General features: G+C 72.5%; 17 protein-coding genes and 1 tRNA gene. 11 read left to right on the top strand and 7 right to left on the bottom strand.

The features are described 5' to 3' along the window. On the top strand, window positions 1–573 hold a 573-nt coding region (locus V7793_RS18140), incomplete at its 5' end, for a GTP-binding protein (RefSeq protein ID WP_336007754.1). Window positions 574–583: 10 nt separating this feature from the next. Next, window positions 584–1,882 (top strand): styrene monooxygenase/indole monooxygenase family protein, encoded by a 1,299-nt coding sequence (locus V7793_RS18135; protein ID WP_336007753.1) that lies wholly within the window; start codon window positions 584–586, stop codon window positions 1,880–1,882. Window positions 1,883–1,913: 31 nt separating this feature from the next. Here the strand turns inward: V7793_RS18135 and V7793_RS18130 are convergent, their stop codons facing one another. The 4 genes from V7793_RS18130 to V7793_RS18115 all read right to left on the bottom strand — a co-directional run bounded on the left by V7793_RS18130 (window position 1,914) and on the right by V7793_RS18115 (window position 5,395). Continuing rightward, window positions 1,914–3,080 carry a C40 family peptidase gene (locus V7793_RS18130; protein WP_336007752.1) on the bottom strand — a complete coding sequence of 389 codons (1,167 nt, stop codon included), beginning with the start codon at window positions 3,078–3,080 and terminating at the stop codon, window positions 1,914–1,916. 192 nt (window positions 3,081–3,272) lie between these two features. Continuing rightward, window positions 3,273–3,560 carry a hypothetical protein gene (locus V7793_RS18125; protein ID WP_336007751.1) on the bottom strand — a complete coding sequence of 96 codons (288 nt, stop codon included), beginning with the start codon at window positions 3,558–3,560 and terminating at the stop codon, window positions 3,273–3,275. Between the two features lie 48 nt (window positions 3,561–3,608). Further along, window positions 3,609–4,361 (bottom strand): TetR/AcrR family transcriptional regulator, encoded by a 753-nt coding sequence (locus V7793_RS18120; protein WP_336007749.1) that lies wholly within the window; start codon window positions 4,359–4,361, stop codon window positions 3,609–3,611. Window positions 4,362–4,462: 101 nt separating this feature from the next. After that, window positions 4,463–5,395, bottom strand: a complete 933-nt coding sequence (locus tag V7793_RS18115) for an AurF N-oxygenase family protein (protein WP_336007747.1) — start codon at window positions 5,393–5,395, stop codon at window positions 4,463–4,465. A gap of 126 nt (window positions 5,396–5,521) precedes the next feature. On the opposite strand from V7793_RS18115, the gene V7793_RS18110 reads away from it, so the two are divergent. Continuing rightward, window positions 5,522–6,649: a ferritin-like domain-containing protein gene (locus tag V7793_RS18110; RefSeq protein WP_336007746.1), complete on the top strand. Its 1,128-nt coding sequence runs from the start codon at window positions 5,522–5,524 to the stop codon at window positions 6,647–6,649. Window positions 6,650–6,840: 191 nt separating this feature from the next. After that, on the top strand, window positions 6,841–7,668 hold the full coding sequence (locus V7793_RS18105; protein ID WP_336007744.1) for a polysaccharide deacetylase family protein: 828 nt from the start codon (window positions 6,841–6,843) through the stop codon (window positions 7,666–7,668). Between the two features lie 32 nt (window positions 7,669–7,700). Here V7793_RS18105 and V7793_RS18100 read toward each other — a convergent pair whose 3' ends face one another. The 3 genes from V7793_RS18100 to V7793_RS18090 all read right to left on the bottom strand — a co-directional run bounded on the left by V7793_RS18100 (window position 7,701) and on the right by V7793_RS18090 (window position 10,688). After that, window positions 7,701–9,257, bottom strand: coding sequence for an amino acid permease (locus tag V7793_RS18100; RefSeq protein ID WP_336007741.1), 1,557 nt, complete (start codon window positions 9,255–9,257; stop codon window positions 7,701–7,703). Window positions 9,258–9,407: 150 nt separating this feature from the next. Then, window positions 9,408–10,379 (bottom strand): hypothetical protein, encoded by a 972-nt coding sequence (locus V7793_RS18095; RefSeq protein WP_336007739.1) that lies wholly within the window; start codon window positions 10,377–10,379, stop codon window positions 9,408–9,410. 237 nt (window positions 10,380–10,616) lie between these two features. After that, a tRNA-Arg gene (locus V7793_RS18090) sits at window positions 10,617–10,688 on the bottom strand. A gap of 210 nt (window positions 10,689–10,898) precedes the next feature. Here V7793_RS18090 and V7793_RS18085 point away from each other — a divergent pair. The 7 genes from V7793_RS18085 to V7793_RS18055 all read left to right on the top strand — a co-directional run. After that, complete coding sequence (locus V7793_RS18085) at window positions 10,899–11,384, top strand: response regulator (RefSeq protein WP_443057937.1); 486 nt, start codon at window positions 10,899–10,901, stop codon at window positions 11,382–11,384. A 199-nt stretch (window positions 11,385–11,583) separates the two neighbouring features. After that, window positions 11,584–12,408 carry an ArgS-related anticodon-binding protein NrtL gene (gene nrtL, locus V7793_RS18080; protein WP_336007734.1) on the top strand — a complete coding sequence of 275 codons (825 nt, stop codon included), beginning with the start codon at window positions 11,584–11,586 and terminating at the stop codon, window positions 12,406–12,408. A gap of 14 nt (window positions 12,409–12,422) precedes the next feature. Further along, window positions 12,423–13,814 carry a diaminopimelate decarboxylase gene (lysA, locus tag V7793_RS18075; protein ID WP_336007731.1) on the top strand — a complete coding sequence of 464 codons (1,392 nt, stop codon included), beginning with the start codon at window positions 12,423–12,425 and terminating at the stop codon, window positions 13,812–13,814. 112 nt (window positions 13,815–13,926) lie between these two features. Then, the gene (locus tag V7793_RS18070) at window positions 13,927–15,219 is read left to right on the top strand and encodes a homoserine dehydrogenase (protein ID WP_336007729.1); all 1,293 of its coding nucleotides are present in this window, start codon (window positions 13,927–13,929) and stop codon (window positions 15,217–15,219) included. A gap of 8 nt (window positions 15,220–15,227) precedes the next feature. Next, window positions 15,228–16,316, top strand: a complete 1,089-nt coding sequence (thrC, locus tag V7793_RS18065) for a threonine synthase (RefSeq protein ID WP_058046280.1) — start codon at window positions 15,228–15,230, stop codon at window positions 16,314–16,316. Window positions 16,317–16,614: 298 nt separating this feature from the next. Further along, window positions 16,615–17,529, top strand: coding sequence for a homoserine kinase (gene thrB / locus V7793_RS18060; RefSeq protein ID WP_336007727.1), 915 nt, complete (start codon window positions 16,615–16,617; stop codon window positions 17,527–17,529). A gap of 425 nt (window positions 17,530–17,954) precedes the next feature. Continuing rightward, a partial coding sequence (locus tag V7793_RS18055; protein WP_336007724.1) for a Rho termination factor N-terminal domain-containing protein occupies window positions 17,955–18,566 on the top strand: 612 nt, incomplete at its 3' end.

Genomic DNA, 18,566 nt, shown 5'->3' with positions numbered 1-18,566 from the left:
CGCGCCTGGCAGACCGACCGCACCCGCGCCCCCCTCGCCACGAAGATCGTCGTGGCGGGCGGCTTCGGCGTCGGCAAGACCACCTTCGTCGGCTCCGTCTCCGAGATCACACCGCTGCGCACCGAGGCGGTGATGACGGCCGCGGCGGCCGGCGTCGACGACGCCGGCGCCACCCCCGCCAAGCGGACCACCACCGTCGCCATGGACTTCGGGCGCCTCACGCTCGACGCCGACCTCGTGCTCTACCTCTTCGGCGCACCCGGCCAGAAACGATTCTGGTTCATGTGGGACGACCTGGTGCGCGGCGCGATCGGCGCCGTCGTCCTGGCCGACACCCGCCGCCTCGCCGAGTCCTTCGCCGCCCTCGACTACTTCGAGACCGCCGGCCTGCCCTACATCGTCGCGGTCAACCACTTCGAGGGCGCCGACCACTACCCTCCCGAGGCCGTGCACGAGGCGCTCGCGCTGCCGCCGCCCGTGCCGGTGGTGACCATGGACGCCCGGAAGCGGATCACGGTCGTCGACACCCTGCTGGCCCTGGTCGGCCGGGCGCTTCAGACCCTGCCCGAGTGAGGAGCGACCCGTGCGACGGATCCTCATCGCCGGGGCCGGCCAGTCCGGCCTCCAACTGGCCCTCGGCCTGCAGTTCCACGGCTACGACGTCACGCTGATGTCCAACCGCACCTCCGAAGAGATACGTTCCGGCCGGGTGACGTCCACCCAGTGCATGTTCGCCACGGCCCTGCGCCACGAGCACGAGCTCGGGCTCGGCTTCTGGGCGGCCGCCGCCCCGCGCATCGAGGGCGTCGGCGTCTCCGTCGCCGAGCCGGCCCCGGGCGGGCACCGGCGCGCCGTCGACTGGCTCGGCCGGCTCGACGGCTGCGCCCAGTCCGTGGACCAGCGGCTGAAGATGTCCGGCTGGCTGGACACCTTCGCCGACCGCGGCGGCCGGCTGGTCGTCCACGCCGCCGCCGTCTCCGACCTGGACGCCCTCGCCGGCCACTACGACCTGGTGCTCGTCGCCACCGGCAAGGGCGAGCTCGCGGAGCTCTTCGACCGCGACCCCGCCCGCTCCCCGCACACCGTCCCGCAGCGGGCCCTCGCCGTCGCCTACGTGCACGGGCTGGGGCCCCGGCCCGAGCACCCGGGCACCGAGGCGGTGCGCTGCAACCTGGTCCCGGGCGCGGGGGAGCTGTTCGTCCTGCCGACGCTGACCGTCTCCGGCCGCGCCGACGTCCTGTTCTGGGAGGCCGTCCCGGACGGCCCGCTGGACGTCTTCCAGGACCAGCCCGGCCCGGACGAGCACCTGGCGCGCACCCTGGAGCTGATGGAGCTCTACGCCCCGTGGGAGTACGCCCGCGCGACCCGTGTCGAGCTCACCGACGCCCACGCCACCCTGGCCGGCCGCTACACCCCGGCCGTGCGCGACCCCGTCGGCCGGCTGCCGTCGGGCGGCGTGGTCCTCGGCGCCGGTGACGCGGTCGTCGCCGACGACCCCGTCACCGGGCAGGGCGCCAACTCCGCCGCCAAGTGCGCCGCCGCCTACCTCGCGGCGATCGTGCAGCACGGCGAGAAGCCCTTCGACGCCGCGTGGATGCGCACGGCGTTCGACCGCCACTGGGCCACGGCCCGCCACGCCACCGCCTGGACGCACGCGATGCTCGCGCCGCGGCAGCCGCCGCACGTACGGGAGCTGCTGGCGGCGGCGGCCGGCCTCCAGCCGGTCGCCGACCGCATCGCCAACGGCTTCGACGACCCCGCGGACTTCGCGGGCTACTTCTACGAGCCGGAGCAGGCGGCGGCCTACGTGGCGGAGGCGGAGCAGGCGGCGGCGGAGGAGGAGAGGGAGGCGGAGGACCCGGTGGCGGGGGCGGCCGGCTGAGCGGCCGCCTGCCCGCCCCCGCGTCAGGCCGTCACGCCCTCGACGGCGCCTCCGCCGATCCGTAGCCGGTGTCGGAGCCGGACAGGGCGCCGTCCGGCATCGGCGGCGGCACGTACCGCCGCAGCGGCTCCTCGTCCGCGTCCGGCCGTACGGCCCCGAGCAGCGGGTTGGCGGCGATCGGCGAGACCTTCACGGTGCCGCCCGGGCGCGGCGCCTGCATCACCAGGCCGTGGCCGATGTAGAGCGCGACGTGCGTCGCCCCTTCGAAGTAGATCACCAGGTCGCCGGGGCGCAGCTCGTTCAGCGGGACCCTCGGCAGGGTCCTCCACTGCTCCTGGCTGGTGCGGGGAATGGTGTCGCCCGCGTGGGCCCAGGCCTGCGAGGTGAGCCCGGAGCAGTCGAAGGAGTCCGGCCCCTCCGCGCCCCACACGTACGGCTTGCCGAACTGTCGGAAGGCGTAGGCGATGGCCCTGCCGCCCGAGGCGGAGGGCCTGGAGGAGCCGCTGAGCCGGCCCGAGGAGAGCAGCGTGCGCTGGGCCTCGCCGATGTTCTTCTGCTCCAGGCGCTGGACCTCGGCGAGCTGCGTGCCGGTCAGCGAGGCGAGCATCTTCTCGACCTCGCCGAGGCGCTTCCTGACGGCGTCGCGCTGCCGCTTCTGCCGCGCCGCCAGCACCTGCTGCTCGTTGAGGGCGACCCGGGCCCGGGCGGCCACGTCCGACGCGTACTTCTCGCCCTTCGCGAGGCGGCCGACGGTGGCCGCCCGCTGCCCGGCGGCACGCTGGATGCGGTGGCCGCTGTCGAGCGCCTGCTGCGGGTCGGAGCTGAGGAAGACGGAGACGTACGGGGCGAGGGTGCCGCTCATGCCCTGGTACTGCTCCCGGGCGAGCCGGCCGGCGGCGTCCCGGCTGCCGGTGAGGGCCACGCGGGCGGTGGCGAGCTCGTCGTTGAGCTCGTCGACCCGCTGCTGCTGGACCTTGAGCTTCTCCTCGGTCGCGTTGTAGGCCTCGGTGGCCTCCTCGGCCTTCCGGTAGAGGGACTGCAGCCGGGAGAGCAGGCTGCCGACGGACTGGCGGGACGGGCGGGACCGCTCGGGCGGCTCGCCGGGTGCGGCCGCGGACAGGGGCGCGGGCAGTGCGAGCGACGCGGCGCCGGCCATCAGCGCCGCCGTGCAGACAGAACGCGCGAACCGTCCTGACACGAGCTCACCTCCGGTGTGGGGCGTGATCGTTTACCAGGTGAGGATCGTTCCACGTGCGGTCCTATTTATGTGGGCGATGTGGGCGAATCCGCCTAACCTGCTCACCCCTGGGTTGCCGGGCGTCACCCGGCCGGCGGCCCCGCGCCCGCCCGCGTGCCCCGGATGCCGCCCGCGGGCGCCCTTGCGGACGGCTCAGGCGCCCGCTCCGGGGCGCGGCCGCTTCGTCCACGGCCACTTCAGGCCGCGCTCCGGGCGGCGCCCCTCCGGGTCGTAGACGTACTTCCAGCCCTTGTGCAGGCCCAGGCGGCGCGTCGTACCCGCCTGGACCCGGTGGTAGACGAGGACCGTCGGGGCCCCGCCGTGCTCGTCCGGCACCGGGACCTCGTAGACCTTGGGCGGGTGCCCGGTGTGTCCCAGCAGTACCGGCAGTACGCGCCCGTCCAGGGGGCCGCCCACGAAGGGCGTATCTTCGCTTCTCACGGGTCCAGTGTCCGTCAGGCCGCGGCGCCGGCCCGCGGGCGTAGCGCATCAGAGCAGGTGCGCCGCATCCGACACCACCGGAATGACCTGGCGGGCCAGGCGCCCCACGGGTCCTTCCGCGCGCTCCAGCTCCAGCGCCGCACGGGTGACCTCGGCCGTCTGCGGGTCGCTCGCCGACGTGGCCGTCAGCAGCGCCACGAAGTGGTCGACGAGCCAGTCGCGCAGCTCCTCGACCGGCGGCTGCTTGCCCTCGTCCAGCCAGATCAGGGAGGCCGCCTCCACGGCCGTGATCCAGGTGCGGACCATCATGCGCAGCCGGGGGCCGGGCTCCGGCACCTGCAGGTGCTTGAGGATCTGCGCGGCGGCGGCCCGGCGCACGCCGTCCACGATCGCGCCCGTGCGGGAGGTCTCGGCGACGCTGCCGCCCTGCAGCAGCGCGCCGAACCCGGCGTCGTGCTCGTCCACGAACGCCAGGTAGCGGTCGAGGACGGCGGCCAGGCGGCCGGTGAGGGGACCGTTCTGCGGCTCGGCGAAGCACAGCTCCAGGTCGTCGGCGGCGCTGCGCAGCGCCGTCTCGTACAGCTGGGGCTTGCCGCCGGGGAAGTAGCGGTACACGAGAGGCCTCGACACCTTGGCGGCCGCCGCCACGTCGTCCAGGGAGACGTCCTCCGGGGCGCGGTGGGCGAAGAGCACGAGGGCGGCGGCGATCAGCTGGGTGCGGCGTTCCTCGACGCTGAGTCTGCGGTAGGCGGGGCGGGCGGACGGAGTCGGTGCTGCCGGGGCGGTTCCGCTGCCGTTCATGCAGGGCAGCGTAACGGTGCGGCCGCGGGTGCTCCGCCCCCGCCGTTCGTGCCGCCTGTCCGGGAAGGGCCGGGCCGGGAGCGCGGGCGGCCTCCGGCGGGTCAGGCCAGGAGCCCGGAGGCGCGCCACAGCCGGCGGCCCACGCCCCGCATCACGCCGATGTCGTCCAGGAAGTCGGTGAGCCGCTTGGCGCCGGCCTGCATCACCTCGCGCCGGTGGCCGCTGGCCCGTACCTGGGCGACGGCCTCGCGCCGGTCCAGGCCCACGTTCGTGTAGACGGCCGGGTTGACGAAGGCGACCGAGAAGACGCGGGCCGCCTCGCCGCAGCTGAGCCGGGTCAGGCCGGCCTCCCAGCGCGGGCAGCCCACCATCTGGCGGCGCAGCTCCTCGCGGGCGTACCGCACGTGGCGCGCCTCCTCCACGACGTGGATGCGCGTGACGCCGCGCACGAGCGGCTGCACCCGCTCGTCGGGGAAGGTCAGGCGCTGCATGTGGTCGAGAATTTCCTCGCCCAGCAGCGTGCAGGCGAAGGAACCGGGCGTGGTGGACACCGTCTTGAGGATGCGGGCCAGGTTGTGGTGCAGGGGCGTCACGGGGTACGCGGGGGCGCCGCCGCACTCGATCATCCGGGCGAACATCTTCGAGTGCCGGCACTCGTCGGCGATCTCGGTGAGCGCGTAGCGGACGTGAGAGCTGGTCAGGGGCTTGTCGTAGACGTGCCGGACCAGCAGCTGCATCAGGATGAGCTCGAACCAGATGCCGAGCGAGGCGAGCGAGGCGGCCTCGTGCCGGGAGAGTTCGAGGCGCTGCTCCTCGGACATCGTGCGCCACAGGGGGGTGCCGTAGAGGGAGAGCAGCTCGGGCGGCCAGAACCACTTGCCGTCCTCGAGGGGTGCCTCCCAGTCGAGTTCCGTGTCCGGGTCGAAGGAGTGTCTGGCGGAGGACTCCAGCAGCCGCAGCGCGACCTGTTCGCGGTCCTTGAGCGGCCCGAGGGCGTCCCGGCGGGGGCTTGCTACAGGGTTACTTGGGGTCACACCCTTATGAGACTGCCTGTCAGCAAGGGCGTCAATCCTTCGGAGTGAGTTGATGAAGGGTCGTTGACCGGGCGGTAACCGGCGTGTGAGCCTGCCAACGAGAACGGGAGAGGACAGGAGACGTCGATGACGACGCGCAACCTCTACGCACACGACCCCGGCGACCCCGGATGGACGGTGCCCGCGACCGGAGCGGCCCGCTTCAGCTGGGAATACGATGACGGCCGCGACCGCCTGCTCGCCCTTTACCAAAAGGGCAAGGACAAGCAGTGGGACGCCGAGAAGCGCATCGACTGGTCCCTTCCCGTCGATCCGTACGATCCGCTCGGCCTGCCCGACGACAACATGCCCGTGTACGACACCCCCTACTGGGGAAAGATGAGCGGGAAGGACAGGGACGAGCTGCGGCGCAATTACGCCGCCTGGCAATTCAGCCAGTTCCTGCACGGCGAGCAGGGCGCCATGGTCTGCGCGGCGCGCATCGTGGAATCCGTCCCGGACCTCGACGCCAAGTTCTACTCCGCCACCCAGACCATGGACGAGGCCCGCCACGCCGAGCTCTACGGCCGCTTCCTCCAGGAGAAGATCGGCCTGGTCTACCCCATCGACGACAACCTGCAGTCCCTCCTGGGGGACACCCTGCGCGACTCCCGCTGGGACATGCCCTACCTCGGCATGCAGGTGCTCATCGAGGGCCTGGCCCTCGCCGCCTTCGGCATGCTGCGCGACGTCACCGACAAACCGCTGCCCAAACAGATCCTCGCCTACGTCATGCAGGACGAGGCCCGGCACGTCGCCTTCGGCCGCATGGCCCTGCGGGACTACTACCGCCAGTTGTCGCGCGCCGAACTGCGCGAGCGCGAGGAATTCGTCATCGAGGGCTGCTATTTGATGCGCGACCGGCTGCGGGGCGAGGTGGTACTGACGGACTTCGGCATCCCGGAGGCCGAGGCCGTCGAACTCAGCGAGCATTCCGAATATCTGCGCGTCTTCCGGAAATTGCTCTTCTCGCGCATCGTGCCGTGCGTCAAGGACATCGGCCTGTGGGGCGAGCGGCTGCAGCGCGCGTACGTCGACATGGGCGTGCTGGAACTGGGCGACGCGAGCCTGGACCTGCTCATGGCCCAGGACGAGGAGATCGCCGAGCAGCTGGATGCAGAGCGCTTCGCGGAGGAGGAGGCGGGGCGCCGGGCCGAGGTCGCGGAGGCGATCGCCCGGGGTGCGGGAGGGGATTCCGGGACACCTGAAACCTAGGGCCGGCAGGGGCGCTTGAGTGCCTTGAGTGACTTGTGCCCTGCTGGAACCTTCTTTTCGGTATGGACGTCTTGGGGTGCACCTACGGGTAGGCCGGCGGTCCGGGCCGCAGGGCCCGGTGGCCCGGGCGGGGCCGGCGGAGCCGTAGGCGGGTGGGGCACCGGGAGCACACACCGAGGGAGGGGACGCTCATGGCACGGACGACCGCTCGGAGGAGCCGGCATCTCCTGATCGCGACGGCGTCGGCACTGACGTTCTTCGCCACGATATCCGGTTGCGTGGCCATGGCCACGGAGGACCCGGGGACGACGGGCACACCGGGCACGGGCCGGGGCAGCGACGACGGCAAGGGGCGGGGCGGGGCCTCGTCCCCGGGCGGGCCCGGCGGCGGCGCGAGCACGCCGCCGGCCCGGGTCTCGGCCGAGATCTCGCACGAGAGCGAGGACCCAGGAAAAACGGTCAACCTGACGATCGACGACGGACCCGAGCCGGGCTGGACGGTCAAGGTCCTCGACCTGCTCAAGAAGTACGACGCCAAGGCGACGTTCTGCATCATCGGGTCGCGGGCCCAGGAGTACCCCGGCCTCGTCAAGAAGGTCGTCGAGGCCGGCCACCGGCTCTGCAACCACTCCGTCGACCACAACACCGCCATGGACAAGCGCCCCGAGCCCTACCAGGAGCGCCAGGTCCTGGACGCCCGCACGATGATCGAGAAAGCCGCCGGCCCCGGCGTCCGGGTGTACTACTACCGGGCGCCCGGCGGCGCGTTCACCCCGTACAGCCGGGAGGTCGCCGCCTCGCACGGCATGCGCCCCCTCGGCTGGAGCGTCGACACCCACGACTGGCGCAACCCCGGCGTCGGCCACATCGTCGACGCGGTCAAGAAGGGCATGAAGGAGGGGCCCGTGGTCCTCTTCCACGACGGCGGCGGCAACCGCGGCCAGACGGTCGCCGCCCTGGAGCAGCTCCTGCCGTGGTTCAAGGAGCAGGGGTACACCTTCGCGTACCCGAAGGTCTGAGCCACTGAGCGCCGAGACGCCGAAGCGCTGACCTACCAGCGGAAGACATCGGTCTCCTGAGGCGGGGCGACCGGCTCACGGACGGAGGACGCGTTGCGCGGGTGGTGCGGATCGAGGAACCACCTGCGGGCCGAGGCGAGCCACCAGACACCGGCGAAACCCAGGACGGCGGCGACCGCGATGGGCGCGTAGTTGAACGTGTCGACGGTGACGGGGCTCGCCTGCGGCAGCATGAACAGCACGGTGATCACGGCGACCCAGCCGATGGCCACCACCCCGACCGGCTTCGACCAGCAGCCCAGGTGCCAGGGCCCGCGCTCGAAGGCGTCGCCCTTGCGCAGTCGCAACAGGGTCGGCGCGGCGTAGGCGAGGTACAGGCCGATGGTGGCGATCGAGGTCACGGCCGCGTAGGCCGTGGAGTTGATCAGGTACGGCAGACCCAGCGCGAACGCCCCCGCGGCGGCCAGCCACACGGCGTTGGTGGGCGTGCGCGTCTGCGGGTTGATCCGGTGCCAGACGCGGGAGAAGGGCAGCGCGCCGTCGCGCGAGAAGGCGTAGATCATCCGTGAGTTGGCCGTCACGGAGGCCATGCCGCAGAACAACTGCGCGACGATCACGACGAGCAGCAGCAGCTTCCCGGCGGCCGCGCCGAGCGCGTCCATGAAGATCTGCGCGGGCGGGACCCCGGTCGCGGTGCCCGCCGCGCCGTCCCAGTCCTGGATCGCGTACGTCAGGCCCGCCAGCAGCACGAACCCGGCGATCCAGGACGCCCAGATCGACCGGACGATGCCGCGCGGCCCGGCCACCGCCGCGTCGTTCGTCTCCTCGGTCATATGGGCGGAGGCGTCGTAGCCGGTGAACGTGTACTGCGCGACGAGGAGCGAGAGCAGCCCCACGTAGAGGCCCGAGCTCCAGCCGGTGTCGTTGACGAAGTGCGTGAAGACGAACGACGCCGGCCGGTGGTGGTCCGGCACGACGGCGAGCGCGCCCACGATCAGCAGCACGCCCAGCAGGTGCCACCACACGCTCACCGAATTGAGGAAGGCCACCAGCCGCACGCCGAAGGTGTTCAGCACCGCGTGCAGCACGAGCACCGCGCCGAACAGCAGGATCGTGTGCCCCGGCGTGGCCGCGAACCCGAACTGCAGATCCAGGTAGGCGTTCAGGAACGACGCCGCACCGAAGTCGATGCCCGCCGTCGCCGCGACCTGCCCCAGCACATTGAACCAGCCGGTGAACCAGGCCCACGCCGCCCGCGACTTCTCCGGCGCCATCCGGTGCGCCCAGAAGTACAGCCCGGCCGACGTCGGGTACGAGGAGCACACCTCGGCCATCGCCAGCCCCACCACCAGGGACATCGCCCCGACGCCGATCCAGCCCCAGGTGAGCATGGCGGGCCCGCCGGTGTGCATGCCGAAGCCGTAGAGCGTCATGCAGCCGGAGAGGACGGAGATGATCGTGAACGAGACGGCGAAGTTGGCGAACCCCGACATGTGGCGGGCGAGGACCTGGGTGTAGCCGAGCTGGCGGAGGCGCTCCTCGTCGGAGACGCCGGAGACGCCGGAGGAGCCGGGGACATCGAGTGGCACGCGATTCTCTCTCTCGTGGGGAACGGTCAAGAAATGTGCGTGTTTCGGGTGCTGGTGCTGGTGCTGGTGCTGGTGCTGGTGCTGGTGCTGGTGCGGGATCGGTCGTAGAGGCCGGTCAGTGCCTGTGCCACTGCCTGTGCCAGTGCCTGTTCACTGCCTACGGGCGCGGGGCGGTCGCCGCCCGTCCCGGACGGCCCGCACGGCCCACTCCCGGTGCCGGAGGAAGAGCTCCCGGGCGTCGCCGCAGTAGGACCACGGCACCTCGGAGGCGTACGGCCCGACGGCCCGGAACACCTCGTACGCCTCGGCGTGCCGCCCGGCGAAGGCGAGCGCGTGGGCCAGGTAATTGGCGTCGTCCAGGAACTGGGCGTGGGGCTGCGGGGAGCGGTGCCGCCACCAGCCGTCCAGCACGGGGTCGATGTGCGGGCAGTCGATCCAGGGGTGGATGCTCAGCCCGTAACTGCCGTAGCTGCCGGCGTCGGTCTCCATCCGGTGCCGGTGCGACTCGGCGAGCGCCACCAGCGGCAGCACGGCGACCGGCAGACCCCGGGGAGCGGTGTCGGCCTGCTCCTGGGCCCAGTGGAACATCTCCGCCCCCGAGCCGTGGTTGCGGGGAAAGAGATAGGTGAGCAGCTCGTGGTGGGCCTCGCGGTTGTACGGATCGCGCCGCACGACCTCGGCCCACACCTGCTCCAGCACGTCCCGGCCGGGTGCGTGGACCCGCAGGAGCGCGAGCATCACCACCCACGGCGAGGGGTCGGCCGGCTCGGCCTCGGCGGCCGCCAGACAGGTCGCCCAGGCGGCCTCCATCTCGGCCCGCCCCGCCCCGGCCCCGCTGATCATCGACCGCACGGCCTGCACGTGCGCGAGCAGCGCCAGGGCGTCGCCCGACCGCGGCTCCGCCCGCGCCCACGTATCGGCGAACCGCAGCCGCGCCCCGGCCCGCGCCAGCACCTGCAGCCGGAAGATCCGCCGGTCCCAGTCCGCCCCGGTGGCCGCGAGCAGATCCCGCGGCCCTTCCCACCGCCCCATGGCGGCGTCCTCCAGCACGGCCCGTAACGGCAGGTCGTCCCGGGCCTGATGCAGATCCAGCCCGTGCCCGGCACCCCGGCGAAATCTCATCCGCCCCGCTTCCCTGAAGATGCGTCAAGTAGGCGTGTTACAGGAAAACTTGGAACGGGGCCAGGATCACCACCCCTGTCCCCGGGGGCGCACACTACCCCGGGGCGGCGCCGGATGAGACCGTAACGGCTGAGGCCAATGGTGCCCACAACGAAGAAGGCCCGGACTCAGCACTGCTGAGTCCGGGCCTTCTCCCAAGGCATCCACCTGCACCGTCTTCCCGACGGACCAGGCGAGTGCCCCCGGCAGGATTCGAACCTGCGCACACGGCTCCGGAGGCCGTTGCTCTATCCCCTGAGCTACGGGGGCGTGTCGTCCGCGTCGCGCGGTGACGGGTAGAACATTACCAGCTTCCGGAGGGTGATCCGCAACGTCGTTCGGCGGGGTTCGGGGGGCCGTGGCCGGGCGGGGTAGCGGACGGGGTGGGGGAGTGCGGGGCGGTCGGGGAAAGCTCGCCCGCACGGGGTGGAAGTGGGGAAAACCCGGACGCAGCGCGGGGGGCGCGCTTACTCTCGGGGTGTGCCTGGCTTGTCCGGCCGGGTCCTTGTCGTCGACGACAACAAGGTCATCCGGCAGCTGATCAGGGTCAACCTCGAGCTCGAAGGCTTCGAGGTCGTGACCGCGGCCGATGGTGCCGAGTGTCTGGAGATCGTGCACCGCGTGCGTCCTGATGTGGTGACGCTGGATGTCGTCATGCCCCGGCTCGACGGGCTGAACACGGCCGCCCGGCTCCGCGCCGACGCCCGTACGCACGACATACCGATCGCGATCATCAGCGCCTGCACCCAGCTGGAGGTCGAGGGCGGCCGTACCGCCGGGGTCGACGCGTTTCTGGCGAAGCCGTTCGAGCCGGTCGAGATGGTGCGGCTCGTGCGCAGGCTCATGCGGCGCCGCACGGGGGAGCGGGGCGACGGGGTTCCGGGGGCGTCGGCCCCCGGGGATGCGGGAGCCGTGCGCGGGATCCAGTCCGTCTGCCGGGCGGAGGCGTTCCGGGGGCGTGAGTAGTCCGCCCCCGAGCCGCCCCCCGAGCAGTCCCCGCCGAGCCGCCTCCCCACGGGCTGTTCCTGATCCGCCCCCCGCCTTGTTTCCGTGAGGCGCGGACCCTCGTCGCCCGGGCCCCATCCGGGTTCCGGTCGCGCCGCGCCGTCTCGGTCGGCGAAACCCATTCGCCCCGGCCCCACCCCTCTCCCCTAGGCTTGGCCCCGTGACCCCGGCCGATCTCTCCCGCACCGTGCTGCACGCCGTGCACTGCGCCGTCGAGGCCGACGAGCTGCCCGCCGCCGTGCCCACGCGGGTCACCGTGCGGGTCCCGCCCCGCCCGGGATGCGGTGACTACGCCACCAACGTCGCCCTGCGCGTGGCCCAGGACACCGGCCGGCCCGCCCGTGAGGTTGCCGAGGTGCTCCGCAAGCGGCTGGCCGCGGAGCCGGGGGTCGCCCGGGTCGACATCGCCGGGCCGGGGTTCCTCAACATCACCCTTGAGGGAACCTCTTACGCGCAGCTCGTGCGGGACGTGCTGCGCGCGCCGCCCGCCGCCGAGCCGCTCCCGCTGCCCGCCCCCGCCCCCGAGCTCATCGCCCGCCTCGGCTCCGACGCCGCCCGCTGGAGCCTGCTGTGGCCCGCCGGCTTCGACCGCGCCGAGCTCCTCGTCCAGCGCGACGGCAACCCTCTCTTCCGGGTGCGCTACGCCCACGCCCGCTCCCGGGCCCTCGTGCGCAACGCCCGTGACCTGGGATTCCACTCCGAGCCGGCCGGCACCGGCCACGACGGCGCCGCGGCGGCGCTCCTCGCCGCCCTCGCCGACCACGCCCGCATCACCACCGCCCGCGACCCCGAGCGCCTCGCCCGGCACCTCGACCGGATCGCCGGCGCCTTCCTGACGTGGCAGACCGGCTGCGCCGTCCTGCCCCGCGGTGACGAGAAACCCTCGGCCGTCCACCGCGCCCGCCTGGCCCTCGCCGAGGCCACGGGCAACGTGCTGGCCGACGGCCTCCACCAGCTCGGCATCACCGCACCCGCACACCTCTGAGGGGATCAGAGACCATGAGCCGTTCCGCCCACCCCGCCGGGCCCCGCTACGCCGACGTCCTTCCCGAGGGGCACTACGTCGCCCCGCCGTCCGACCTCAACGCCCTCGAACCGAAGGTGTGGTCGCGCACGGTCGGCCGCGGCGAGGACGGGGTCGTCACCGTCGGCGGCATCCCCGTCACCCGCCTCGCCGAGGAGTTCGGCACCCCGGCCTACTTCCTCGACGAGAGCGACTTCCGGGCCCGCTGCCGCGCCTGGCGCGACGCCTTCGGGGCCGACGCCGACGTCTTCTACGCGGGGAAGGCGTTCCTCTCGCGGGCCGTCGTGCGCTGGCTCCACGAGGAGGGGCTGAACCTCGACGTCTGCTCCGCCGGTGAGCTCACCACCGCGCTGGACGCCGGGATGCCCGCCGAGCGCATTGCCCTGCACGGCAACAACAAGTCCACCGAGGAGATCACCCGCGCCGTCGAGGCCGGCGTCGGGCGCATCGTCCTCGACTCCTTCCAGGAGATCGTGCGCGTCGCGCACGTCGCCGAGCGGCTCGGCAAGCGCCAGCGCGTCCAGATCCGGGTCACCGTCGGCGTCGAGGCCCACACCCACGAGTTCATCGCCACCGCGCACGAGGACCAGAAGTTCGGCCTCGCGCTCGCCGGCGGGCAGGCCGCCGAGGCCGTCCGCCGGGCACTGAAGCTCGACGGCCTGGAGCTCGTCGGCATCCACTCCCACATCGGTTCGCAGATCTTCGACACCTCCGGCTTCGAGGTCGCCGCCCACCGCGTGGTCGGCCTGCTCAAGGAGGTCCGCGACGAGCACGGCGTCGAACTGCCCGAGATCGACCTCGGCGGCGGCCTCGGCATCGCCTACACCGCCGACGACGACCCGCGCGAGCCGCAGGAGATCGCCACGGCCCTGCGCGAGATCGTCACGCGCGAGTGCGCGTCCGCCGGTCTCGCCGTGCCGCGCATCTCCGTGGAGCCCGGGCGCGCCATCGTCGGCCCGACCGCCTTCACGCTCTACGAGGTCGGCACGGTCAAGGAGCTGCCGGGCCTGCGCACGTACGTCAGCGTCGACGGCGGCATGTCGGACAACATCCGCACCGCCCTGTACGACGCCGAGTACACCGTCGCGCTGGTCTCCCGGACGTCCGACGCCGCGCCGATGCTCTCGCGCGTGGTCGGCAAGCACTGCGAGTCCGGCGACATCGTCGTCCGGGACGCCTTCCTCCCCGCCGACGTGGCGCCGGGCGACCTGCTCGCGGTCCCCGCCACCGGCGCCTACTGCCGCTCGATGGCCAGCAACTACAACCACGCGCTGCGGCCGCCGGTGGTGGCGGTGGCCGACGGCGCGGCCCGTGTGATCGTCCGGCGCGAGACCGAAGAGGACCTTCTTCGTCTCGACGTCGGCTGACGGAAACATAAGTCTCGGATACTGGACGGGGAGCGGAATCCGCCGTCCAGTGAGTGAGACTGGTGCACAACCCAAGATGTATGAGGCTGTATCGATGAGAAGCAGGGGTCGGATGATGCGTACGCGTCCGCTGAAGGTGGCGCTGCTGGGCTGTGGAGTCGTCGGCTCTGAGGTGACGCGCATCATGACGACGCACGCCGACGACCTCGCGGCCCGCATCGGTGCGCCCGTCGAGATCGCCGGCATCGCCGTCCGCCGGCCCGGCCGGGTCCGTGCGGGGGTGCCCGAGGAGCTCATCACCACCGACGCCACGGCCCTGGTCGAGCGCGGCGACATCGACGTGGTCATCGAGGTCATCGGCGGCATCGAGCCCGCCCGCTCCCTGATCACCAAGGCCTTCGAGAACGGCGCGAGCGTCGTTTCGGCCAACAAGGCGCTGCTCGCGGGCGACGGCGCGGCCCTGCACGCCGCCGCCGAGAAGTACGGCGCCGACCTCTACTACGAGGCCGCCGTCGCCGGTGCCATCCCGCTGGTCCGGCCGCTGCGCGAGTCGCTCGCCGGCGACAAGGTCAACCGGGTGCTCGGCATCGTCAACGGCACGACCAACTTCATCCTCGACAAGATGGACACCAGCGGCGCCGGCTACTCCGAGGCGCTGGACGAGGCCACCGCGCTGGGCTACGCCGAGGCCGACCCGACGGCCGACGTCGAGGGCTTCGACGCTGCGGCGAAGGCCGCGATCCTCGCCGGGATCGCCTTCCACACCCGTGTCCGCCTCGACGACGTCTATCGCGAGGGGATGACGGAGGTCACCGCTGCGGACTTTGCTTCCGCAAAACAGATGGGTTGCACGATCAAGCTGCTGGCCATCTGCGAGCGGGCCGCCGACGGGCAGTCGGTCACCGCCCGGGTGCACCCGGCGATGATCCCGCTCAGCCACCCGCTGGCCTCGGTGCGCGAGGCGTACAACGCGGTCTTCGTGGAGGCCGAGGCGGCCGGCCAGCTGATGTTCTACGGCCCCGGCGCGGGCGGCTCGCCCACCGCCTCGGCGGTCCTCGGCGACCTCGTCGCCGTCTGCCGCAACAAGCTCGCCGGGTCCACCGGCCCCGGTGAGTCCGCCTACACGCGGCTGCCGGTGAGCCCCATGGGCGAGGTGGTCACGCGCTACCACATCAGCCTCGACGTGGCCGACAAGCCGGGTGTCCTCGCCCAGGTCGCCACGGTCTTCGCCGCGCACGGGGTGTCGATCGACACCGTCCGCCAGACGGGCAAGGACGGCGAGGCCTCCCTCGTCGTGGTCACCCACCGCGCCCCCGACGCCGCCCTCACGGCGACGGTCGAGGCGCTGCGCAAGCTGGATACGGTCCGCGGTGTCGCGAGCATCATGCGGGTTGAAGGGGAGTAACAAAAGCAATGTCCGACAACAACGGCCGTCCGGCCTCCCGTACCCACCAGTGGCGCGGCATCATCGAGGAGTACCGCGACCGGCTCCCGGTCTCCGCGGACACCCCGGTGGTCACCCTTCGCGAGGGCGGTACGCCGCTCGTCCCCGCACAGGTGCTCTCCGAGCGCACGGGCTGTGAGGTCCACCTCAAGGTCGAGGGCGCGAACCCCACCGGCTCCTTCAAGGACCGTGGCATGACCATGGCCATCACCCGGGCGAAGGAGGAGGGCGCCAAGGCCGTCATCTGCGCCTCCACCGGCAACACCTCCGCCTCCGCCGCGGCCTACGCCGTACGCGCCGGCATGGTCTGCGCCGTCCTGGTCCCGCAGGGCAAGATCGCGCTCGGCAAGATGGGCCAGGCCCTGGTCCACGGCGCCCGCATCCTGCAGGTCGACGGCAACTTCGACGACTGCCTGACGCTGGCCCGCGGCCTGTCCGAGCAGTACCCCGTGGCGCTGGTCAACTCGGTCAACCCGGTGCGCATCGAGGGCCAGAAGACCGCCGCGTTCGAGATCGTCGACGCGCTCGGCGACGCGCCCGACATCCACGTCCTCCCCGTCGGCAACGCCGGCAACATCACCGCCTACTGGCGCGGCTACCGGGAGTACGCCGGTGACGGCATCGCCTCCCGCACCCCCCGCATGTGGGGCTTCCAGGCCTCCGGTTCGGCGCCGATCGTGCGCGGCGAGCCGGTCAAGGACCCGCACACCATCGCCACCGCCATCCGCATCGGCAACCCCGCCTCGTGGCAGTTCGCCGAGCAGGCGCGCGACGAATCGGGCGGTCTCATCGACGAGGTGACCGACCGCCAGATCCTCGCCGCGTACCGCCTGTTGGCCTCGCAGGAGGGCGTCTTCGTCGAGCCCGCCTCGGCCGCGAGCGTGGCCGGCCTCCTCAAGGCCGCCGAACTCGGCCTGGTCGACCCCGGGCAGCGCATCGTCTGCACGGTCACCGGCAACGGCCTCAAGGACCCGGACTGGGCGGTTGCGGGCGCGCCCCAGCCGATTACCGTTCCGGTGGACGCGGTGGCTGCTGCGCAGCAGCTCGGGCTCGCCTGACCTTCCAGGCGCCCGCCAGTCGGGCGGGACGGGTGCGGGTGCACGTACGGTTGTGCCCACCCGTCCCGCCCTGCGGGACGATTGCCCACAACCAGGTGCGGGGCGATGGCAAGCCCGCCGCAGGCGACACGCATCGTGCGCCTCCCGTGCGCCCTATGTCGCCGCAGAACCTTCCTTCGATAGGCTGTACTCACTCCGCCCCGTCGCAGACCGCCGCCGTGACCCACGGCATCGCCGTCGCGGCCCTTGCGGATGTTGCACGCCCCACCAAGGCCAGACCAAGGAGAGTCATCGAGCGATGGCCGGTCCCGCGTTCCGCGCCGCCGCTGTCCGCGTGCGCACCCCTGCCACCAGCGCAAACCTCGGCCCCGGCTTCGACGCCCTGGGCCTCGCGCTGGGGCTCTACGACGACGTCGTGGTCCGGGTGGCCGAATCCGGGCTGCACATCGACATCGCCGGGGAGGGCGCCGACACCCTCCCGCGCGACGAGAGCCATCTCCTCGTACGGGCCCTGCGCACGGCCTTCGACCTGCTCGGCGGCCAGCCGCGCGGCCTGGAGGTCGTCTGCGCCAACCGCATCCCGCACGGGCGCGGCCTGGGCTCCTCCTCGGCCGCCATCTGCGCGGGGATAGTCGCGGCCCGCGCCGTGACCATAGGCGGGGCCGAGAAGCTCGACGACGCGGCGCTGCTCGAGCTGGCCACCGAGATCGAGGGACACCCCGACAACGTCGCCGCGTGTCTGATGGGCGGTTTCACCCTGGCGTGGATGGACGCCGGAGTGGCGCGGGCCATTCGGATGGACCCTGCGGATTCCATCGTTCCGGTGGTCTTCGTGCCGTCCCGGCCGGTGCTGACCGAGACCGCCCGCGGGCTGCTGCCGCGCAGCGTCCCCCATGTGGACGCCGCGGCCAACGCCGGCCGGGCCGCCCTGCTGGTCGAGGCGCTGACCAGGCGCCCCGAGCTGCTGCTGGCGGCCACCGAGGACCGGCTCCACCAGGACTACCGCGCCCCGGCGATGCCGGAGAGCGTGGCCCTGGTCAACCGACTGCGCGCGGACGGCGTCCCCGCAGTCATCTCCGGCGCGGGACCCACGGTCCTCGCGCTGGTCGAGAGCAGTGCGGCCGACAAGGTCGCACGACTGGCGGGCGAGGGGTGGGCGGCCAACCGGCTGGCTCTCGACGCCGGGGGGACGAGCGTGCTGCCGCTCGCCTGACAGCGGAAATCCGGGCGAAATCCGGCCCCGCGAAAAATAGCGGTTGCCGGTCTTGGAGAGGGGGAATGTTTGTGGGATCCGGTAGTGTTAACCTCAAGTCTGCACTCGACGCCACATCGGCTCGGTGCTCTGTGTCCCGATCAGGGGCCGCTTTTCTTCCGGGAGCCTCCCAAACTGCCTGAGCAGCCTGCCTGAGCAGCTTCGAGCACGCTCCGGAATCGGCGTGGGTGACATGAGTGAAGCCGATACTCCATGTCTTCACCTCATTCTTCACGCCGGACCAATGAACTGATTCTTCCGCCGTACCAGCCGTACCGGCGGACCACCGCCCCGGCCCGGTCCGCAAACCGCCAGACCGTAGCCGGACAGCACAACCGGTCGCCGAGCCAGACAGGCCGACGCCCGCTCCAGGGAAGGACCCCTTCGTGAGCGACACCACCGATCTGATGGGCGTGAACGCCGGCGCCACCGGCAATGCCTCCGCGCCCGCCACGGACGCTCCCGCCGCGCCTGCCACCGGTGCTGCCACCGCCCCCAAGCGGCGCCGCTCGGGCACGGGCCTCGACGCCATGGTCCTGGCCGAGCTCCAGCAGCTCGCCTCGAGCCTCGGCATCAAGGGCACCGCGCGGATGCGTAAAGGCCAGCTGATCGAGGTCATCAAGGAGAGGCAGGCCGGCTCCTCCGCCGCGCCCGCCAAGGCCGCGGCGGCAGCGCCCGCCGCGGACGCCGAGACCAAGCCGAAGCGCCGCGCCACCTCCAAGGCCCGTACGGGTGAGGCGGCCGAGAAGGCCGAGGCCAAGCCCGCCGAGAAGGCTGCCGCGCAGCAGCAGATCGAGATCCCGGGCCAGCCGGGCAGCGACGAGCAGCCGGCCGCCGAGCGCCGCCGCCGCCGGGCCACCGCGCCCGCCGGCAGCCCCGAGGGCACCGAGGTCAAGACCGAGGCCCGCGCCGAGGAGCGCACCGAGGCCAAGGCCGAGACCGCGCTGGACACCGCCGAGGGCAAGGCCGCCAAGGGCGACCGCCAGGACCGCGGCGAG

Origin of the sequence: Streptomyces sp. KLMMK (assembly GCF_036961605.1) — a bacterium.
GTDB classification, from domain to species: domain Bacteria; phylum Actinomycetota; class Actinomycetes; order Streptomycetales; family Streptomycetaceae; genus Streptomyces; species Streptomyces telluris.
This window is presented reverse-complemented; position numbering and strand designations above follow the sequence as displayed.

What these genes read in the sequence shown, in the direction of transcription:
- V7793_RS18120 (WP_336007749.1), bottom strand. Translation starts at nt 4,361, where the DNA reads ATGAACGGCAGCGGAACCGCCCCGGCAGCACCGACTCCGTCCGCCCGC.
- thrB (WP_336007727.1), top strand. Translation starts at nt 16,615, where the DNA reads ATGGCCGGTCCCGCGTTCCGCGCCGCCGCTGTCCGCGTGCGCACCCCT.
- V7793_RS18105 (WP_336007744.1), top strand. Translation starts at nt 6,841, where the DNA reads ATGGCACGGACGACCGCTCGGAGGAGCCGGCATCTCCTGATCGCGACG.
- V7793_RS18095 (WP_336007739.1), bottom strand. Translation starts at nt 10,379, where the DNA reads ATGAGATTTCGCCGGGGTGCCGGGCACGGGCTGGATCTGCATCAGGCC.
- V7793_RS18110 (WP_336007746.1), top strand. Translation starts at nt 5,522, where the DNA reads ATGACGACGCGCAACCTCTACGCACACGACCCCGGCGACCCCGGATGG.
- lysA (WP_336007731.1), top strand. Translation starts at nt 12,423, where the DNA reads ATGAGCCGTTCCGCCCACCCCGCCGGGCCCCGCTACGCCGACGTCCTT.
- V7793_RS18070 (WP_336007729.1), top strand. Translation starts at nt 13,927, where the DNA reads ATGATGCGTACGCGTCCGCTGAAGGTGGCGCTGCTGGGCTGTGGAGTC.
- thrC (WP_058046280.1), top strand. Translation starts at nt 15,228, where the DNA reads ATGTCCGACAACAACGGCCGTCCGGCCTCCCGTACCCACCAGTGGCGC.